The organism is Streptomyces sp. NPDC050619 (assembly GCF_040654815.1).
Lineage (GTDB): Bacteria > Actinomycetota > Actinomycetes > Streptomycetales > Streptomycetaceae > Streptomyces.
The window spans coordinates 683210-702347 of sequence record NZ_JBFAIR010000001.1 but is presented as its reverse complement, the minus strand read 5'-3'; the positions used below and the strand labels follow the sequence as shown (position 1 = coordinate 702347).

At 68.8% G+C, this 19138-nt stretch carries 14 protein-coding genes and 2 pseudogenes; 8 read left to right on the top strand and 8 right to left on the bottom strand.

The genetic code is table 11. The annotated features are described in order from the left end of the window. Positions 1-8: 8 nt before the first annotated feature. From chvE to AB0I77_RS03080, 5 genes and pseudogenes are all read left to right on the top strand, one after another. On the top strand, positions 9-1121 hold the full coding sequence (chvE, locus tag AB0I77_RS03100) for a multiple monosaccharide ABC transporter substrate-binding protein (protein WP_363280512.1): 1113 nt from the start codon (positions 9-11) through the stop codon (positions 1119-1121). Between the two features lie 32 nt (positions 1122-1153). Beyond that, positions 1154-2704: a multiple monosaccharide ABC transporter ATP-binding protein gene (gene mmsA / locus AB0I77_RS03095; protein ID WP_363280511.1), complete on the top strand. Its 1551-nt coding sequence runs from the start codon at positions 1154-1156 to the stop codon at positions 2702-2704. Beyond that, positions 2701-3945, top strand: a complete 1245-nt coding sequence (gene mmsB, locus AB0I77_RS03090) for a multiple monosaccharide ABC transporter permease (RefSeq protein ID WP_363280510.1) — start codon at positions 2701-2703, stop codon at positions 3943-3945. The genes mmsA and mmsB overlap by 4 nt, the downstream gene beginning before the upstream one ends. Positions 3946-3997: 52 nt before the next feature. Next, a pseudogene (locus AB0I77_RS03085) lies at positions 3998-5065 on the top strand (aldose epimerase family protein); the annotation flags it as partial. Between the two features lie 176 nt (positions 5066-5241). Continuing rightward, positions 5242-7029, top strand: coding sequence for an aminotransferase class I/II-fold pyridoxal phosphate-dependent enzyme (locus AB0I77_RS03080; RefSeq protein ID WP_363280509.1), 1788 nt, complete (start codon positions 5242-5244; stop codon positions 7027-7029). Positions 7030-7035: 6 nt separating this feature from the next. Here AB0I77_RS03080 and AB0I77_RS03075 read toward each other — a convergent pair whose 3' ends face one another. Continuing rightward, on the bottom strand, positions 7036-8469 hold the full coding sequence (locus tag AB0I77_RS03075; protein ID WP_363280508.1) for a family 43 glycosylhydrolase: 1434 nt from the start codon (positions 8467-8469) through the stop codon (positions 7036-7038). Continuing rightward, a complete protein-coding gene (locus AB0I77_RS03070) occupies positions 8451-9377 on the bottom strand; it encodes an arabinan endo-1,5-alpha-L-arabinosidase (RefSeq protein ID WP_363280578.1) in 927 nt (308 codons plus the stop codon). The genes AB0I77_RS03075 and AB0I77_RS03070 overlap by 19 nt, the downstream gene beginning before the upstream one ends. Positions 9378-9624: 247 nt before the next feature. On the opposite strand from AB0I77_RS03070, the gene AB0I77_RS03065 reads away from it, so the two are divergent. Continuing rightward, positions 9625-10212 (top strand): hypothetical protein, encoded by a 588-nt coding sequence (locus AB0I77_RS03065; RefSeq protein ID WP_363280507.1) that lies wholly within the window; start codon positions 9625-9627, stop codon positions 10210-10212. A gap of 1246 nt (positions 10213-11458) precedes the next feature. Here the strand turns inward: AB0I77_RS03065 and AB0I77_RS03060 are convergent. Together AB0I77_RS03060 and AB0I77_RS03055 are read right to left on the bottom strand one after the other, a co-directional pair. Further along, the gene (locus AB0I77_RS03060; protein ID WP_363280506.1) at positions 11459-11755 is read right to left on the bottom strand and encodes a hypothetical protein; all 297 of its coding nucleotides are present in this window, start codon (positions 11753-11755) and stop codon (positions 11459-11461) included. Between the two features lie 31 nt (positions 11756-11786). Next, complete coding sequence (locus tag AB0I77_RS03055) at positions 11787-12347, bottom strand: ATP-binding protein (protein WP_363280577.1); 561 nt, start codon at positions 12345-12347, stop codon at positions 11787-11789. On the opposite strand from AB0I77_RS03055, the pseudogene AB0I77_RS03050 reads away from it, so the two are divergent. Continuing rightward, a pseudogene (locus AB0I77_RS03050) lies at positions 12324-12761 on the top strand (DUF5753 domain-containing protein); the annotation flags it as partial. The gene AB0I77_RS03055 and the pseudogene AB0I77_RS03050 overlap by 24 nt on opposite strands. A gap of 55 nt (positions 12762-12816) precedes the next feature. On the opposite strand, the gene AB0I77_RS03045 reads toward AB0I77_RS03050, so the two are convergent. From AB0I77_RS03045 to AB0I77_RS03035, 3 genes are all read right to left on the bottom strand, one after another. After that, entirely contained in the window at positions 12817-13245 is a 429-nt protein-coding gene (locus AB0I77_RS03045) for a hypothetical protein (protein ID WP_363280504.1), read from the bottom strand. A gap of 111 nt (positions 13246-13356) precedes the next feature. Continuing rightward, on the bottom strand, positions 13357-14268 hold the full coding sequence (locus AB0I77_RS03040) for a sulfite exporter TauE/SafE family protein (RefSeq protein ID WP_363280503.1): 912 nt from the start codon (positions 14266-14268) through the stop codon (positions 13357-13359). Between the two features lie 134 nt (positions 14269-14402). Beyond that, entirely contained in the window at positions 14403-14861 is a 459-nt protein-coding gene (locus AB0I77_RS03035; RefSeq protein ID WP_363280502.1) for an Rrf2 family transcriptional regulator, read from the bottom strand. 83 nt (positions 14862-14944) lie between these two features. Here AB0I77_RS03035 and AB0I77_RS03030 point away from each other — a divergent pair, with 83 nt between their 5' ends. Next, complete coding sequence (locus tag AB0I77_RS03030) at positions 14945-17770, top strand: beta-galactosidase (protein ID WP_363280500.1); 2826 nt, start codon at positions 14945-14947, stop codon at positions 17768-17770. Positions 17771-17897: 127 nt separating this feature from the next. Here AB0I77_RS03030 and AB0I77_RS03025 read toward each other — a convergent pair whose 3' ends face one another. After that, positions 17898-18884, bottom strand: coding sequence for a superoxide dismutase (locus tag AB0I77_RS03025; protein WP_363280497.1), 987 nt, complete (start codon positions 18882-18884; stop codon positions 17898-17900). Positions 18885-19138: the final 254 nt, after the last annotated feature.

The window sequence follows — 19138 nt, the reverse complement described above, 5'->3', positions numbered from 1 at the left end:
AGATGATCATGCGTACTCGTCGAGCCGCACTCGCCGCCATAGCCACCTCGGCCTCCCTCGCCCTCACTCTGTCCGCCTGCGGCCAGAGCAGCGAAGGCGGCAGCGAGGAGGGGTCGGGCAGCACCAAGGGCGCCACCATCGGTATCGCCATGCCGACCAAGTCCTCCGAGCGCTGGATCCTCGACGGCGACTTCGTCAAGAAGAACCTGGAGTCGAAGGGCTACAAGACCAAGCTGGTCTACGGCGAGGACGACCCGGACCAGCAGGTCTCCCAGGTCGAGAACCTGATCACGCAGGGCGTCAAGGCGCTGATCATCGCGTCCATCGACAACAAGTCGATGAACAACGTCCTCCAGCAGGCCAAGGACGCCGACATCCCGGTGATCTCCTACGACCGCCTGATCCTCGGCACGGAGAACGTCGACTACTACGCGTCCTTCGACAACGAGAAGGTCGGCGAGCTCCAGGGCAACTACATCGTCGAGAAGCTCGGCCTGAAGGACGGCAGCAAGAAGGGCCCGTTCAACATCGAGCTCTTCGCCGGCTCGAACGACGACAACAACACCCGCTACTTCTTCGGCGGCGCGATGAAGGTGCTTCAGCCCTACATCGACAAGAAGCAGCTCGTCGTCAGGTCCGGCCAGACCAAGCTGACCCAGGTCACCACCCTGCGCTGGGACGGCGGCACCGCCCAGAAGCGCATGGACGACATCCTGACCGCCGCCTACAAGAGCCAGCGGGTCGACGCGGTGCTCTCGCCGTACGACGGCATCTCCATCGGCATCCTCTCGGCGCTGAAGTCGGACGACTACGGCTCCAAGAGCAAGCCGCTGCCGATCGTCACCGGCCAGGACGCCGAGGTCGCCTCCCTGAAGTCGATCGAGGCGGGCCAGCAGACGCAGACCGTCTTCAAGGACACCCGCGAACTCGCCAAGGTGGCCTCGAACATGGTCGACGCGGTGCTGAACGACAAGAAGCCTGAGGTCAACGACACCAAGACCTACGACAACGGCGCGAAGGTCGTGCCCGCGTACCTGCTGAAGCCGGTCAGCGTCGACAAGTCCAACTACCAGAAGGTCGTCATCGACTCCGGCTACCACAAGGCAAGCGACCTCAAGTAACCGCCGGCTCCAACTGATTGGAAGGCAAGACCATGGCGGGACCCGTCCTGGAAATGCGCTCGATCGTCAAGACCTTTCCCGGCGTCAAAGCACTGTCGGACGTCACACTGACCGTCCAGCAGGGCGAGGTCCATGCCATCTGCGGGGAGAACGGCGCCGGCAAGTCGACCTTGATGAAGGTCCTCTCCGGCGTCCACCCGCACGGGACGTACGAGGGCGAAATCCTCTTCGAAGGAGAGGTCTGCGAGTTCAAGGACATCCGGGCCAGTGAGCATCACGGCATCGTGATCATCCACCAGGAGCTGGCCCTGGTGCCCTACCTCTCCCTCGCGGAGAACATCTTCCTAGGCAACGAGCACGCCAAGCGCGGGCTCATCAACTGGAACGACACCCTCAAGCACGCCAACGAACTGCTGCGCCGGGTCGGTCTCTCCGACCACCCGGAGACCCGCGTCGCCGACATCGGCGTGGGCAAGCAGCAGCTCGTGGAGATCGCGAAGGCGCTGTCGAAGAAGGTGAAGCTGCTCATCCTCGACGAGCCGACCGCGGCTCTGAACGACGAGGACAGCGGCAAACTCCTCGATCTCATCCTGGAGTTGAAGAAGCAGGGCATCACCTCGATCATCATCTCCCACAAGCTGAACGAGATCCGCAAGGTCGCCGACTCGGTGACGATCCTGCGCGACGGGCAGACCATCGAGACGCTCGACGTGAAGGCCCCGGAAACCACCGAGGACCGGATCATCAGCGGGATGGTCGGCCGCGATCTGGAGAACCGCTTCCCGGAGCGCTCCCCGCACCAGCCGGAGGAGGGCCAGGCGCCCGCCCTGGAGATCCGCAACTGGACCGTGCACCACCCGATCGACCAGCAGCGCAAGGTGGTCGACGACGTCTCCCTGTCCGTGCGGCGGGGCGAGATCGTCGGTATCGCGGGCCTGATGGGCGCCGGCCGCACCGAACTCGCGATGAACGTCTTCGGGCGGACGTACGGCCGGTACGCGGGCGGCCAGGTCTTCAAGGACGGCACCGAGATCCGTACGAAGTCCGTCCCGGAGGCGGTCAAGCACGGCATCGCGTACGTCACCGAGGACCGCAAGCACTACGGCCTCAACCTCATCGACACCATCGGACGGAACATCTCGCTCAGCGCGCTGGGCAAGGTCTCCAAGCGCGGTGTGGTCGACGAGCACGACGAACGACAGGTCGCCGAGGGCTTCCGCAAGTCCATGAACATCAAGGCGCCGACCGTCTTCGAGCCGGTGGGCAAGCTGTCCGGCGGCAACCAGCAGAAGGTCGTCCTCAGCAAGTGGATCTTCGCGGGTCCCGATGTGCTGATCCTGGACGAACCGACGCGCGGTATCGACGTCGGTGCCAAGTACGAGATCTACACGGTCATCGACCAGCTGGCCGCCGAGGGCAAGGCGGTCGTCTTCATCTCCTCGGAGCTGCCGGAGCTGCTGGGAATGTGTGACCGCATCTACACGATGGCCGCGGGGCGGCTGACCGGTGAGTTCTCGCGGGCGGAGGCCTCGCAGGAATCACTGATGCGCCAGATGACAAAGGACAAAGAGGTAACCCGATGAGCACGGATGTGACCGCCAAGACGCCGGCCCCCGCGCCGCCCGGCAAGGGCGGTTCGGCGACCGGTGACAGCCTGCTTCAGCTGATGCTGGACGGCATGCGCCGCAACATGCGGCAGTACGGCATGCTGTTCGCCCTCGGCCTGATCGTGGTGCTGTTCGCCGTGTGGACCGACGGTGACCTGCTGCTGCCGCGCAACGTCTCCAACCTGGTGCTGCAGAACAGCTACATCCTGATCCTCGCGATCGGCATGATGCTCGTCATCATCGCGGGCCATATCGACCTGTCGGTCGGCTCGTTGACGGCGTTCGTGGGCGCGGTGGGAGCCGTGCTGATGGTCAACAACGACATCGCCTGGCCCATCGCCCTGGTGATGTGCCTGGCCATCGGAGCCGCGGCCGGCGCCGCGCAAGGGTTCCTCATCGCCTACCTGGGCATCCCGTCGTTCATCGTGACGCTCGCGGGCATGCTGACGTTCCGCGGGCTCACGGAGATCTTCCTGGAGGGCCAGACGATCGGCCCGTTCCCGGAGGGCCTCCAGAAGGTCGCCAACAGCTTCCTGCCCGAGGTCGGCCCGAACACCAACTACCACAACCTCACCCTGCTGCTCGGTCTCGCCGTGATCGCGTTCGTGGTGCTCCAGGAGCTCCGCGACCGCAAGCGGCAGCAGGACTTCGCCCTCGAGGTGCCGCCCACCAATCTCTTCGTGCTCAAGCTCGTCGCGCTGGTGGCCGCCGTGGCCACCGTCACGATGCTGCTCGCCAGCTACAAGGGCGCCCCGATCGTGCTGCTCATCCTCGGTGTGCTGGTGGTCGGTTACGGCTACGTCATGCGCAACGCCATTTTCGGCCGGCACATCTACGCGATCGGCGGCAACCTGCCCGCGGCCAAGCTGTCGGGCGTCAAGGACAAGAAGGTCACCTTCCTTGTCTTCCTCAACATGGGCATGCTCGCGGCCCTGGCGGGTCTGGTCTTCGCCGCCCGCTTCAACGCGGCCTCGCCCAAGGCTGGCCTCAACTTCGAGCTGGAGGCCATCGCGGCCTCCTTCATCGGCGGCGCGTCGATGAGCGGCGGTGTGGGTACCGTCCTCGGCGCGATCATCGGTGGTGTGGTCCTGGGCGTGCTGAACAACGGCATGAACCTCGTCGGCATCGGCACCGACTGGCAGCAGGTCATCAAGGGCCTGGTGCTTCTGGCGGCGGTCGGCTTCGACGTGTGGAACAAGCGCAAGGTCGGTTCGTAAACGACTGGGCCATGACCCGAGGGCCCCGCCTGCCGGCGGGGCCCTTTCCACTTCCACGGGAGGCAGGAAGCCGGTGAAGTCGCTCTTCGGCAAGCTCGCCGACGGCACGAAGGTCCACAGCTGGGCGCTGGAGAACGGCGGAACCCGCCTGAAGGTCCTCTCCTGGGGTGGCGTCGTCCAGTCCCTGGAGATCCCGGACCGCACAGGCCGGTACGCCAACGTCTCCCTGGGCTTCGACAACATCGAGGACTACGTCGCCTCCAGCCCGTACTTCGGCGCGCTCATCGGCCGCTACGGCAACCGCATCGCCGAGGGCCGGTTCACCCTGGACGGCAAGAGCTACCAGGTGAACGTCAACGACGGCGTCAACAGCCTGCACGGCGGCGCCCAGGGCTTCGACAAGCGCGTGTGGGACATCGAGCCCTTCACCCAGGGCTCCGACGTCGGCCTGTACCTCTACTACACGAGCGCCGACGGCGAGATGGGCTACCCGGGCACGCTCAAGGTGAAGGTGACGTACACCCTCACCCGGCAGGGCGACTGGCGCATCGACTACGAGGCCACCACCGACAAGGCCACCGTCGTCAACCTCACCAGCCACGTCTACTGGAACCTCGCCGGCGAGGGCAGCGGCACCGTCCACGATCACGAGCTGGAGATCGCGGCCTCCCGCTACACCCCGGTCGACTCGGGGCTGATCCCCACCGGCGAGCCGGCGGATGTCGCGGGCACCCCCTTCGACTTCCGCCGCCCCAAGACGGTCGGCGAGGACCTCCGGGCCGCCCACCAGCAGTTGCTGTACAGCAAGGGCATCGACCACAACTACGTCCTCGACAAGGGCAGCACGGCCAAGCCGGAGCAGATCGCGACCCTGCGCGACCCCGCCTCCGGCCGCACCCTGAAGATCGCCACAACGGAACCGGGCCTCCAGTTCTACTCCGGCAACTTCCTCGACGGCAGCCTCGTCGGCACCGGCGGCCACATCTACCGCCAGGGCGACGCCCTCTGCCTGGAGACGCAGCACTTCCCGGACTCGCCGAACCAGCCGAAGTTCCCCTCGACCGTGCTGCGGCCGGGGCAGACATACCGGACGACGACGGTCCACACGTTCGGCGCGTAAACGGAAGGGCGTGCCCCTTCTTCACGGGTGGCGCACAAGTTCTCACCGACTTCTCAATGTTTGAACAGCGTCACACCAGTCTCCGTATGTAAGGGCGGCCCGCGCTCCCCCGCGCGGGCCACCCAAGACGACGGGCCCGGTCGTCCCCGCCGGGCCCGCCCCATACGGAGGCTCCCTTGGCTGACAACGTCACCTCGCTGTTCCGCAGCACCGCGGCACACAGCCCGTCGATGGCGGCGTTGACGCGGGAGGGCGGCGAAGGAGCCGGTCCGGTCGACTTCTGCATCCCCTGCAATCCCTATTTCCCCACGCCCGCCATGTTCGACTCCATGGCGTCCCGGCTGCGCGACATCATCACGTACTACCCGAGCAGCGCCGACACCATCACGGCCGAGCTGTGCAGCCTGCTCCAACTTCCCCCGCAGTGCGTGGCGATGGGCAACGGCTCGACCGAACTCATCACCTGGATAGACCACTTGATGGTCCGCGAGTCCCTCGCCATCCCCGTCCCCACCTTCGGCCGCTGGACCGACCAGCCGATGGAGACCGGCAAGCGGGTCGACATGTTCCCGCTCCAGGAGTCCAGCGGCTTCGCCCTGGACCTCGCCCAGTACGCCGATTTCATCCGCAAGCGCGGCACCCGCGTCGCCGTCATCTGCAACCCGAACAACCCCGACGGCGGCTTCCTGCACAAGCACGCCATCACGCAGTTCATGGACGCGATGGCGGACCTGGACCTGGTCGTCATCGACGAGTCGTTCCTGGAGTTCGCGGACGCCGAGTCGGAGCCGTCCGTCGTCCACGAGGCGATGCTGCGCCCGAACGTGGTCGTGCTCCGCAGCCTCGGCAAGAACTTCGGTCTGCACGGCATACGGTTCGGCTACCTGGTCGCCAACCCCGCCCTGGCCGGCCGTATCCGCTCGATGCTCCCCAAGTGGAACCTCAACTCCTTCGCGGAGCACGTGGTGTTCATGCTCAAGGAGCACGGCTCCGAGTACGCGCAGAGCCTCCAGCAGGTCCGCCGCGACCGCCTGGACATGGCCGGCCAGCTCGCCTCGCTGCCCGGGTTGACGGTCTACCCGTCCCAGGGCAACTTCCTCTTCGTACGCCTCCCCGTGGGCGCCGAAGGCACCGTGGTCCGGGACCGGATGCTCACCGAGCACCGGATCCTCGTCCGCGAGTGCGGCAACAAGATCGGTTCGTCCAGCCGCTTCCTGCGACTCGTGGTGCGCCCCCAGGTGGACGTGCGTCGCCTGGTGTCCGGCCTGGAACAGGTGCTCTACGGGACCAGGAGGGGAGCCGCCGTACCCGAGCTGGCTACCGGGACCAGCTACAGCTCGGGTACGGCGGCCGTGGACCGGTTGGTCAGCTCCACCAACGGCGCCGGCACACAGGGCCTTGCCGCTCAGGCCATGGCCACCGGTCCGCAGGGGGTCGCCGCCGGCGGCGGCATGCCGATGCCCGCGCCGGCGGCGGCGCAGTTCGACCAGCGAGGGCAGCCCGGTCAACCGGGTCAGGCTGGCCAGCCGGGCCAGACTGGCCAGCCGGGCGGGGTCGGGATGCCGATGCCGGCGGCGGCCCAGGCGGGCCCGCAACCGGTCGGCTTCCCGGCACCGGCCCAGATGCCGACCCCGGCTCAGATGCCGACCCCGACCCCCATGCCCACTCCGGTACCGGCGCCGGCACCCATGCCCACCCCGGTACCGGCGCCGACGCCGATGCCCAGCCCGGTACCGACGCCGGCTGCCGCGCCGGCGGCGGCCTCGATGCCCGCCGCCGGGCCGATGGGCGGCGGCGGCCAGACCCCGCCGGGCGTCCCTGCCCGGGGTGGCCTCACCGCCGCCCAGGTCCGTGGCATGACGGCCCCGGCCGGCGTACCACCGGACCTGACGACGGCCCCGGCGACCGGCTGGCCCAACGCCCAGAGCTGGCCCAACGCGGCGGGGATGGGGCAGGCGGGGTAGAGCCTCTTACACCGGGTTCAGCCTCCACTGCTGGCAGTTGTTGTTCAGCCACGTCCACTGGCGTACGTCTGCCGCGTCCGCCGTGGAGCAGTTGGCGACATCCGCGACCTTGCCGGTGGCCTGGTTCACGATCCTGACGTAGCCGCTGTCGGTGGCGAGGAACCGGAACCGCTGGCAGGTGTTGTTCAGCCAGGACCACTGACGCAGATCGGCACCGTCGGCGGAGGAGCAGTCGGCGGTGTCGAGCACCTTGCCGGTCGCCACGTTCACGAGGCGGCTGGTGTCGTCCCCCTGGTCCTCGATCCGCCACCGCTGGTTGTTGCCGCCGCTACAGCTGTACTGCTGCACGTTGGCTCCGTCGGCCGTCGAACTCCCGGCGACGTCAAGGCACTTGCCGCTGTTGCGGTTCGTGATCGTGTACGTCGTCGAGACGGCGGACGGCTCTCCGGACGGGCCGGGCATGCTCGCCCCGAGCCGAACCGGCGTACCGAGGTTGGGCGTGCCGTCCGCGTTCCAGGTGAACTTCTGCGCCCGGGCCGTACGTCCGTTGTCGCAGCCGTCGGAGGCGGAGTCGTTGGCGTGGTAGACGATCCAGTTCTCGGTGCCGTCGGGCGAGCTGAAGAACCCGTTGTGACCAGGCCCGTAAACCCCGTTCGCGTCATTCCGCTGGAACACGGGCGTGGACTTCTTCGTCCAGGAGGACGCGGACAGCGGATCGGACCCGGTGAGGGTGAGCTGGCCGAGCTTGTAGTCGGGGGTCCAGCAGCCGCTGGCGGAGTAGATGAGGAACGTCTTCCCGCCGCGCTGGAGGATCTCCGGCCCTTCGTTGACCGTACCGCCGGACGTCTCCCAGGAGTTGGTCGGCCTGGAGATGGTGGAGAAGCCGGTGGCGAGGGTGTACGGGTTCGACATCCGGGCGGCGACGAGATTCTGCGTCCCACCGCTCGCGCTGCCGAACAGATACAGCTGGCCGTTGATGGTGGCGACGGTCGGGTCCAGCATCCACGCGGAGTTGAGCTGGTTCTTGTAGGTGTACGGCCCGGTGGGATCGGACCCCGCGCTCTCCAGCACATGCGTCCGCTGCGTCGGGTTGTAGTCGGACACGTTCTGCCCGGCGACGTAGTACAGGTACCAGCGCCCGTTGAGGAAGTGCATCTCGGGCGCCCAGATGTTGCAGCATCTGGACGCGGCATCGCCCTTCCACACCTCGATGTTGGGCGCGGTGGCGAGCCCGGCGAGGGTGGCGGACTTGCGCATGGTGATGCGGTCGGTCCAACTCGTCGTCACCATGTAGTAGTTGCCGTTGTGGTACGAGATCCAGGGGTCGGCGCCCTTCTGCGCCTTGACCGGGTTGGCGAACGAGGCCGCGCTCGCGGACGGCTGCCCGACCGACAGGGCGAGCAGCAGGGCGGCCAGCAGGGTCAGTAGGCGACGGGCCATCCGCTGCTCCAGTTCAGTAGGTTGATCCCGAGCTTGGGTGTGCCGTTGTCGTTGCCGTCGTAGTAGTGGTAGACGATCAGGTCGCCGTCGGAGTCCTTCATGATCGACTGTCCGCCGGGCCCGATGATGCTCCCGTGCGACTCCAGGACCGGCGTCCCGCCGTTGTTCATCATCGAGACGCCGTTCTTGTCGTAGTACGGCCCGGTGATGCTGGTGGCACGGCCGACCTTGACCTTGTACGTCGAGCTGGTGCCGGCGCAGCAGGTGTCGTACGAGGCGAAGAGGTAGTAGTAGCTGCCCCGCTTGACGATGTAGGGCGCCTCGACGGCCTTGGTCCCGGTGGGCCGGGAGGCGAGGGAGTACCGGGTGGTGTTGCCGGAGAGCTGCTTCCCGGTGGCGGGATCGATCTGGATCATCTTCAGGCCGGTCCACCAACTCCCGAAGGAGAGCCACCACTTGCCGTCGCCGTCGACGAAGAGGTTCGGGTCGATGGCGTTGTAGTCGCTGGAGGTGGTGGAGGTGTAGACCGGGCCCTGATCGCTCCACGACCCCGGCAGCCCGGTGCTCGAAGTGGCCAGCCCGATGGCGGACTTGTTCGACCCGAAGGTCGAGACGGCGTAGTACATCAGGTACTTGCCGCCCTGGTACGAGGTGTACGAGATGTCGGGCGCCCAGGCCTCGGTGGCGTACGACGACCACCAACTGGGCTTGGCGGAGAAGGCGTCGGCGCCGGCACTGAAGGCGATCCGGTCGGTGGAGGTCTTGTAGCCGAGGCCGCCGCCGGTGGCGTAGAGCAGGTAACGGCCGGAGGAGGTGCGGATCATCGTCGGGTCGTGCACGACGACGCTGCCGGTGACCTTGCCGGGGTTGGGGTACGCGGACGCCGAGCTCGGGATGAGGGCGAGCAGGACGGCGGCGGGGAGGGCGAGGAGGGTGGTTCTGCGGGTTGTTGTGCGGGGTGTTGTGCGGGGTGTTGTGCGGGTTCGGCGGGTTGTTCGGGAGGTGCGGCTCACGTGGGGCTCCTTGCGTGGGGGTGTGTGACGTCGTCCGATATTTCGGACAGCGACCGCAAGTTCGAACGGACCGTAGAATCGAACCTCTTGCGCGTCAATGGTCTGCGCAGCAACAGCTGCCAACTACGGGATCATCGGCTCCGTGAAAGAACTGGGTGCGACGTACACGATCCGCTACGGGTGGACACGTTCCGGGGCCTGGACGGCGCTGATCTTCGCCTTCCTCATCGGGGGCGACTTCGCCCCAGGCGCTGAGCCGCCTCCCCACAACCACCTCATGCTGGTCCTTGCCCCCTTCCTCGCCGTGATCGTCCTGATGGCCTCAAGCCGGCGGATCGCTGTCGTCATCGACCCGAAGGGCATCACCCTGGGCGGTCTGCCGGCGGCCCGCAGGGCGGAGTTCGCGGCGTGGTCCGACATCGTGTCCGTCAGCCTCTACACGGAGGAGAAGTGGCGGCTCAAGTTCTCGGAGCTCGAGGTGCGGAGCAAGAAGGGGACCGCCGTCCCGTCATTGGCGTCGACGAGCTCTCCCGTGACACGCGAAATCGACGAGTACCTGGCCACATCCGTGGACGCCGATTTCGTGGAGACCTTCCGGGGCACCACGGCGTCGGCCCGTTCCATGTTCCTGTGCAGGATGGATCCCGCCCGCCTCAAGGAGACGGTTCAGGGGTTCGCTCCCGAGGTCCGCGTCTTCGGCGACTTCGATGACTTCGATGACGTCGATTAGGACGCCCGGGGGCCGGCTTCCTCACGCATGCCACGAAGTGACCGTTGGGCCGCCCGCTTCTTTGCCAGTGTCGTGCTTCCACGACCCGAGTAAAGGGCGCTCCGCGTCGGCTACGCCGATGGCCCTGCGGGCCACCCTTGACTCGGCTCGCTCCAGCACGGGGGAGAAGCGAGCGGGCGGCCTGGGGAAAGCGGGGCCCGGGTGGGCGGCCCCTCGGGTTGGTCGAGGGGCGGGCCGGGGCGAGGGAGCGCGCTCGCGCCTCGCCAGCACGCCGGGTCGGCTCGGCGGCGAACGGTGAGTGGGTGGTGCGGGTCGCGTCGGCGGGGTGGGGGCACGCCGGGTGGGCTTAGCGGCTTGCGGCCGGTGGGGGCGTGGCGCGCTCGCATCCCGGCGGCACGCCGGGCCCGGCTGAGCGACCATCAGCAAGTGGGTGGCGCGGGCACGCGACGGCGGTGAGTGGCAGATTTGTGCCAAGGGGCCGGGGCGAAAGAGCAGGTGAGGGCGCGGCAGGCTGGAACAGATCCGCCAATTACTGTGCTGCGTAGCCCCGAGAGGGGTGCGGGCGGGGGCTGTCCCGTGCTGTCGGTGTGTTGCCGTCCCGGGCCGATGCCACCTTGGCCGACCCGCAGGCCGCGCCCGCTCCACCAGCCCACAGCCCGAACCCCGCCGAGCAACCCCGGCGCGCCCCCACCGAGCCTGACGCGCCACCACGACCGGAAGCCGCCAAACCGGCCCCGCGTGCCGCCGGGGTACGAGCGCGCACGCACCCACCGGCCGCAAGCCGCTAAGCCCACCTGGCGCGCCGACACCCCGACGCGCTCCGCACCCCCCCACCGCTCGCCGCTGAGCCAGCCCGGCGCGCCCCCACCCCGCCGACGCGACCCGCACCACCCACCCACCGCTCGCCGCTGAGCCAGCCGGCGCGCCCCCACCCCGCCGACGCGACCCGCACCACCCACTCACCGTTCGCCGCCAAGCCGACCCGGCGTGCTGGCGAGGCGCGAGCGCGCCCCCTCGCCCCGGCCCGCCCCTCGACCAACCCGAGGGGCCGCCCACCCGGGCCCCCGCTTTCCCCAGGCCGCCCGCTCGCTTCTTCCCCGTGCTGGAGCGAGCCGAGTCAAGGGTGGCCCGCAGGGCCATCGGCGAAGCCGACGCGGAGCGTCAGCGGAGCGCCCTTTACTCGGGTCGTGGAAGCACGACACTGGTAAAGAAGCGGGCGGCCCAACGGTCACCTCTTAACGGAGCCTCACACCGCCGGGCCGAAGTCCGCCTCCAACCGGTCTCTCCAGGTCGCGTCCGCCAGACCCGCCCCCACCAGCACGTCCCGCCAGTCCTCCTTGGCCAGCTGGACCGCGTCGAGGAGGCGGTCCACCCTTCCCCGCCCGCACAGGAGCGTGGCGGCGGCGATGCGCTCCTTGTCCTCTTTGTCGCCCCTCTCGGTCAGGTGGTGCACGAGCTCGGCGAGGAGCTCTTCCACGACCCGGCCGTCCCGCCCCGGAAAGTCCTTGGCGATGCGCTTCGCCACGCGCACAGTAAGCACCATTCGCACTCCTTTGAAGCAATTGACCTTTTTGTCACATCACGCTACCTCGTCCAGGGCGCGGCACGCTGTCTCGCAAGGAACTTGACATGCCGTCGCCCACCCCGTGAGCCGCCAGGGACAGCCACCCCGGCACATCGACCTCGGCCCGCACGATCTTGCCGGGCGGCGGCTCCCGGTCGACCACCTCCCACCGGTCGGCGAGCGCGTCGAGGAGGAGAAGGCCTCGGCCGGCCTCGTCGAGCGGTCGGCATGTCCGTACGTCGTCGGGGGCGGGCGGACGAGGGTGCGTGCGGGTGTCGGTGACCTCGACGCGCACGCTGCCGGTGACCAGCGCGAGCCGCAGTTCGAAGTCCCGACCCGGGACGCGTCCGTGCGTCACCGCGTTCGCGGCCAGCCCAGCGACGATCACGGCCACGGCCTCTGAGGGGTCACTGCCGTGCGGGATGCCCCACTCGTGGAGTTGGTTCACGGCGAGGTGCCGGGCGAGGTGGGCGCCGCGAGGGGTGGGGCTGAGGCGCTGGGCGAACGTACGTACGGTGACGGGGCCTTGAGGGGGCGGGAGGTGCTGCTGCCCCCGCTGACGAACGAGCAGATCGAGGCGCAGTGGGACGCACCGGCCGAACGTCAGCGGCTGCTGCGGGAACGCCCGAATACCGCCTTCGGCTTCATCATCGAGGAGCACCTGTTCCTCCGGGGCACGGGCGGGACAGCGGTGACGCGGGAACTCATCGACCACGTACTGGAGATCTCCGAGCTTCGGAACGTCGAGATCCAGATCATGCCGTTGGTGCGGGCGTCGCATGCCGGGCTGCACGGTCCCATGCAGTTGCTGGAAACCCCTGACAACAGGTGGTTCGCCTATACGGAGGCCCCGGAGAGCGGGCAGTTGCTCTCTGACCAGAAGATCGTCAGCGTGCTCAAGAAGCGATATGCCAGGATGCGTTCGCAGGCTCTCACCCTCGAAGACTCCATGAGCCTGTTACAGCGGATGCGAGGAGCGCTATGAGCACCAGCGAGCTGACCGACGGTGGCCCCGCCACCCGCGGGGCCACCGCGGTGCGTCAGTCGACCTTCGGGTTGTCGATGAAGCTGGAGCGAGTGCAGGAGTCGGCACCGGCGTCATTGACACACGCGTACAGGCGTAGGCCGGTGATGTGGTTAGTGGCCTCGAACTTGAGGTCCGAGTACGTCACCTTGGTGTCGCATCCGCTGGAGTTGTAGCGCTTCGTGGTGTCGGTTCCGTCCGGGACGAGCTTGGTGTAGACGCGCATGCGCCCGTACACGTCGTTGCCGTCGCAGTCCGTGTCCCTGACGGTGTAGTCGACGTTCGTGAGCGAATTCGCCGACCAGTCCCAGTACGCGGACACGCTGACGCCCGTGCGGCTGGCGCTGGTACCCGCCGCGTGCGCCGCGCCGGCCGTGGCCACGATGAGCACGCCGCTCGCCGCCACACCCAGAGCCGCGGTGGTCAGCCGCCTCTTGATCATCATGAGTGATCCTTTCCCCCTGTTCACACACAGCCGAACAGCCGTGCGTGAACAGTCTGGAGAGCAGGCGCCCGGCGCTGTACCTGTAACTTTCCAGGGCAGGAGCGGATCAGATCAGAGCCCTACCGGCTGCGGCTCCGCCGCCACCTCCGCCGCCGTTGCCTTCTCCTTCCGGTGCGCCCGGATCGAGTACGCCAGCGCCCCCGCCCACAGCCCGTACAGCACGACGTACACGAGCGTCGCGGGCGCCCCGGACACCGCGAGCCAGTCGCTGTTGACCAGCGTGCGGACGTTGGTGACCAGGATGACGCCGCCCACCGCCGAGCCGAGGACGCGCGGCGGCAGCAGGCGGACCAGCCAGGCGGCGAGCGGCGCGGCGACCAGGCCGCCGAGGAGGAAGGCGACGACCCAGGCGACGTCGATGCCCTGGGAGCCGAGCGAGAAGAGAAACCCGAGGCTCGCGGCGACCGCCACCAGAAACTCGCTGGTGTCGATGGAGCCGATCACCTTGCGCGGCTCCATCCGTCCACTGGCCAGCAGGGCGGGCGTGCCGACCGGGCCCCAGCCGCCTCCCCCGGTCGCGTCGAGGAATCCGGCGACCAGGCCGAGCGGGGCGAGGAAGCGGCGGCGCAGGGGCTTGCCGAGGTTGCCCTTGGGCAGGCCGCGGAAGGTGAAGCGGGACATGACGTAGAGGCCGAGGGCGAGCAGGATCAGGGACATCACCGGCTCGGCGGCCTCTGTCGAGAGTTTGGAGAGGACCGTCGCGCCGAGGAAGGAGCCGACCGCTCCCGGCACGCCGATCTTCGCCACGACCTTCCAGTCGACGTTTCCGAAGCGCCAGTGCGAGGCGCCCGACATCAGCGTGGTGCCGATCTCGGCGAGGTGGACGGTGGCCGAGGCGGCGGCCGGGTTGGTGCCCATGGCCAGCAGCAGGGTGGTGGAGGTCACGCCGTAGGCCATGCCGAGGCTGCCGTCCACGAGCTGGGCGCCGAGGCCCGCGAGGGCGAGCAGTATCAGCGTGCGCATGGGTCCGTCTCCGTCCCGTCTTCCCTAGGTTTCCTACCGGGTGGGTAGGGATTGACGGGACGTCACCCTAGGCGGTCAATCTGAGCGCCGCCTAAAAGTGCAGCCCAAAAGCAACTCAGCAGCCCAAGAACGCCTTACGGGTTCTCCCACGCCGCCGGCTCCGCCGCCAGCCGCTGTACGGGCTCGGGCAGGGCGTCCGCCGCGATGTCGGCGACCGTGACGCCCTCCAGGATCCGGCGGACGTTGGCCCGCAGCGCGATCCACAGCGGCAGCAGCGGCTTGGCCGAGCCGGTGTACTCCAGTCCGGTGGGCCGCTCGCCGCGTACCGACACGATCGGCCCGTCGACGGCTCTGATAACGTCCGCGATGGTGATCGCCGAGGCCTCGCGGGCCAGCCGGTAGCCGCCGCCCCCGCCGCGTCGGCTGTCGACGATTCCGCCGCGCCGCAGATCGCCGAGGATCCCCTCCAGGAACTTGTGCGGAATGACCTGGACGGCGGCGATGGTCTCCGCTTTCACCGGTCCGTCGTCCTGCCGTACGGCGAGCTCCAGCACCGCCCGTACCGCGTAATCCGCTCGCGCAGAGATCCTCATACGACAATTGTGCGGCGTCCGCCCGTACACAATGACCCGACACCGGCGGTCGCGAACGGTCAGGCACAACAGGAGGCGCTCCCTTGGGGCTCAGCAGACGTACTTTCAGCGCTCTCGCCGGCACCACGGCGCTCGGCTTCGTGCTGGGCGGCGGCAGCGGCGGGAGTTCGACGAACGCCTCCTCGCCTCCCCCCGTGCCCACCGGCCCCGCGCCCGGGCCGCCCGCCACCGACGGGCGCGGGCACACGGTCGGCTTCGACCGGTACTCGCTGCTGGTCGACGGCAAGCGGCTGGTCCTGTGGTCCGGCGAGATGCATCCCTTCCGGCTGCCGAGCCCGTCGCTGTGGCGGGACGTGCTGGAGAAGATGCGCGCGCACGGCTACAACGCGGTCAGTGTCGCCGTGTCGTGGAACTACCACTGCCCCGCGCCGGGCTCGTACGACTTCACGGGCGTCCGCGACCTCGACCTGTTCCTGCGGACGGCCGCCCAGACCGGCCTGTACGTCATCCTGCGCCCGGGCCCGTACCTCGGCGCGGACGTCGACGCCGGCGGCCTCCCGGGCTGGCTGACGGCCACCGAGGGCCGGGCCCACCCCAAATATCTCTCGTACGCCGACGAGTGGCTGACCGAGGTGAACGCGATCGCCGCCCGGCACCTGTTCACCAAGGGCGCGGGCACGGTCCTGCTCTACCAGATCGAGAACGAGCCCCACCTGTACAAGAAGGTACGGGCCGACGGCATCGACGTACCCCTGTTCCACAGCGACCAGGGCAGGGGGCACTTCGGGGCCGGCGCGGCGAAAGCCGCCTCGAGGTTCCCCGGATTCGTGACGGAGTTCGGTGCGGGATCGTCCGACCCCTGGGGCGGCAAGGGGTACGCGCAGGCGCGGCGGGCCCAGGACGCGGCGTACGAGCGGCGCTCCTACCTCACCGACCTCGCGGACGGCGTCACGCTGCACAACGCCTACATGACCTTCGGCGGCACCTCCTGGGGCTGGCTGCCCGCGCCGGTCGTCTACACGTCGTACGACTACGGGGCGGCCTTCGACGAGGGACGCAACGCCACCGCCAAGGTGGCCCCGATGCACCAGATCGGGCATCTGCTGCAACGCCAGCCGGACTTCGCGAAGCTGGACCGGGCGGCGAAGGTGAAGGCGTCGGACGACCGGCTCAGGGTGTACCACCTGGCCAACCCGGACACCGACGCCGAGGTGTACGTCCTGCGCAACGACAGCGCCGAGAAGGTCTCCTCGACCCTGCCCGGCACCGCCTTCGACGTGCCGGTCACCGTCCCGGCCCGGGACGCCCGTCTGCTGGCGACCGGACTGGCCATCGGGCAGCGGAAGTTGAGGTACTCCACCGTGCAGCCCATGCTGTGCGTCACCGCCGGACGGCAGGACATCGCCGTGTTCGCGGGGCCGTACGGCGAGATGGCACAGGTCGTGCTGGACTGCCCGGAGGAGCCGACGACCACCCGGCTGGACGCCGAGGGCGCCTGGGTGTACGACCGCGGCCTGCTGCGGGTGACCGCTCCGCTCGGCGTCGGCGGGCTGACCCGGGTGAAGGTCGAGGGCGGCGGCCACGACCGGACCATGCTGCTGATCTTCGCCGACGACGCGAACGCCGTCCGGCTGTGGCCGTACGACACCCCGTCGGGCACGGCGCTGGTCTACGGGCCCGCGCTGGTGCGTGGGGTCGTGCTGCGGGACTCGACCGTGCACCTCACCGGCGACACGATCGGCGAGACCGGTCTCGAGGTGTGGGGCCCGCGCGGCATCGGCCAGGTCACCTGGAACGGGAGCCTGTTGCGCACGAGGATCAGCGGTACCGAGAGTCTGCTGGCGGAGCAGCCGCTGCCCGGTGTGCGCCCGGTGGCCCTGCCCGCGCTCGACGGCGGCTGGCGGCGGCGGACGGAGAACCCGGAGTCGGATCCCGGCTTCGACGACTCGGCGTGGAAGGCCGCCGACAAGAAGTCGTCGTACAGCGTCACGCCCGTGCCCGAGGGGCAGCCCGTGCTGTTCGCGGACGACTATGGCTTCCACTACGGCGACGTCTGGTACCGGGGCCGCCTCACGGACGCGGCCGGCCTGGAGTCGGTATCCCTCGCCTACAGCACGGGCACACAGGGGCTGCTGATGGCCTGGCTGGACGGGGAGCCGCTGGGCACGCACCGGATGCCGGTGCCGGACAGCAGCACGGTGCGGCAGGGCAGTTGGAGGGCCACGGCCACTCTCCCGGTGCCCCAGCAGCTGCGTACGGGCGGCTCGCACGTGCTGTCCGTCCTCGTCCGGCGGATGCAGCACGACCAGGACGGCGAGGCACTCGACACGCACAAGGCGGCACGCGGGCTGACGGCGGTCACCTTCAAAGGCGCGTCGTCAGACGCCTCGTCAGGCGCCTCGCCGAAGGTGAGTTGGCGGTTGCAGGGCGCGGCCGGTCTCGATCCCGTGCGCGGGCCGCAGAACAACGGCGGGCTGTACGGGGAGCGGGAGGGCTGGCATCTGCCGGACCTCGCGGACGGGAGCGACGGGGACTGGGAGCCGACCGACCTGCCGCGCGCGGACCGGCGGCAAGGGGTGACCTGGTACCGAACCGCCTTCCGACTGGCCGTCGAGGCCGGGACCGACGCCTCGATCGGGCTCGTCCTCGACGACGACCCGGCCCGCGCCTACCGCGTCCAGATCTTCCTCAACGGCTGGAACCTGGGCCAGTACATCAACGACGTGGGCCCGCAGCACACCTTCGTCCTGCCGAACGGGATCCTGCGCACACGTGGCGCCAACACACTCGCCCTGGCCGTCCTGTCCGACGGCACCACACCCGCGGGACCGGGCGAGGTACGGCTGACGCTGCTGGGTGCGGCGGCCGGAGGAGTTCCGGTGACACCGGTGGCCTCCCCCGGCCGCTGAGGTAGCGGGCGGCGGCGCCAGCAGCGGGCAGACGGGGCAGGACTCTCGGCGGCAGGCCGCTCTGCAGTTGGCTGGCCGACGCGCGGGCCGCGGCGGCCAGGAGGTGCCCCCGGCCGCCGCGGGGCTGTCAGGCCGGGTTCGGGATCGCGTCGATGGAGTAAGTGGTGTTCGCGGGGTCGGCGGCGGAGAAGCGGCCGTTGGTTATGTAGAGCTTGTTGCCGAGGCGGGTGACGGAGGTGGGGTTGTCGAACCGCGGATCGGTCACCTCGGTGGTGAGCCGGCCCTTCGTGCCCGCCTTGTTGAGCTGCAGGACGGCGAGCTTGTTGGCTACGTTGCGCGTGATGTAGAGGGTGGTGCCCTCCAGGCGCATGCCGTCGCCCCAGGTCAGGTCCGCGCCACCGACATCGACCGGCGTGGCGTGGCCAGTGGCTTGGTCCACTCGGTACAGCACGCCGGTGTTGGTCTGGATGACCAGGAGTGCCTTGCCGTCGGGGGTGGTGGTGATGCCGTTGGCGTTCCAACCCCCGTTGTCATCGGTGTAGGGCATGCCCTTGAGAGGGATGGCCTGCACCTCACTCTGCTCGGGCAGCCCGCCTCCCTTGCCCAGGGGCAGCTTGTAGAGATACGGGGAGAAGGAGTCGGTGACGTACAGGGCCCCGTCGAGGACTGTCATGTCGTTGACGATGGTGTGGGCGTCCTTGGCGAGCTGGTAGGTGGCCAGCACCTTGCCGGTGTAGGAGTCGATCACCCGGAGGTTTCCGGCGTAGCCGCCGGCGACGAAGAGGTGTCCATGGCTGTCGACCCTGATGCCGACCGCTCCGCCGACTCCCGTGGCCGGGGTGAGCAGCTGCCACTTCCCGGTGCGCAGGTTGACGCGCCAGATGCTGCCGTCCGTGAAGGAGGCGGCGTAGCCGGTGGTGCCCGAGATCGTAAAGCCTTCGGGCCGTTCCCCAGCGGGCAGCGGCAGGGTAGTGGGCCACCGCGTCGGGGCAGTGGCGGTCGCCGCGGGCAGCTTCCCCGCGGGAACGGGGGACGACTCGGCCGCATAGGCGCTCGACCCGGTGGTCAGCGTCACGGCCACCAGAGCGGCGGACAGGGCAACGGACAGTTTCACGATCCAGTTTCCTTCTGATTCAAATGCTTGGGGTCGGTCCGGGCGGCCGGCACGTCGTACGCACGCGGTCCGCATCAAACCTTCTTTACGCGTCTACTTTCAATATAGTCCGCTTTATTCGTTAGGCGCGTCAAGGGAGAGAATCGAGGGCGACATGGACAGGCAAAGCGGTCTGGGCACCGGTCAGTCGCCTCGAAGCCGAGGGCAGCGACCCCGCCGTGCCGGACCTCCGGGAAAGGGCTCACCCAGCCGTT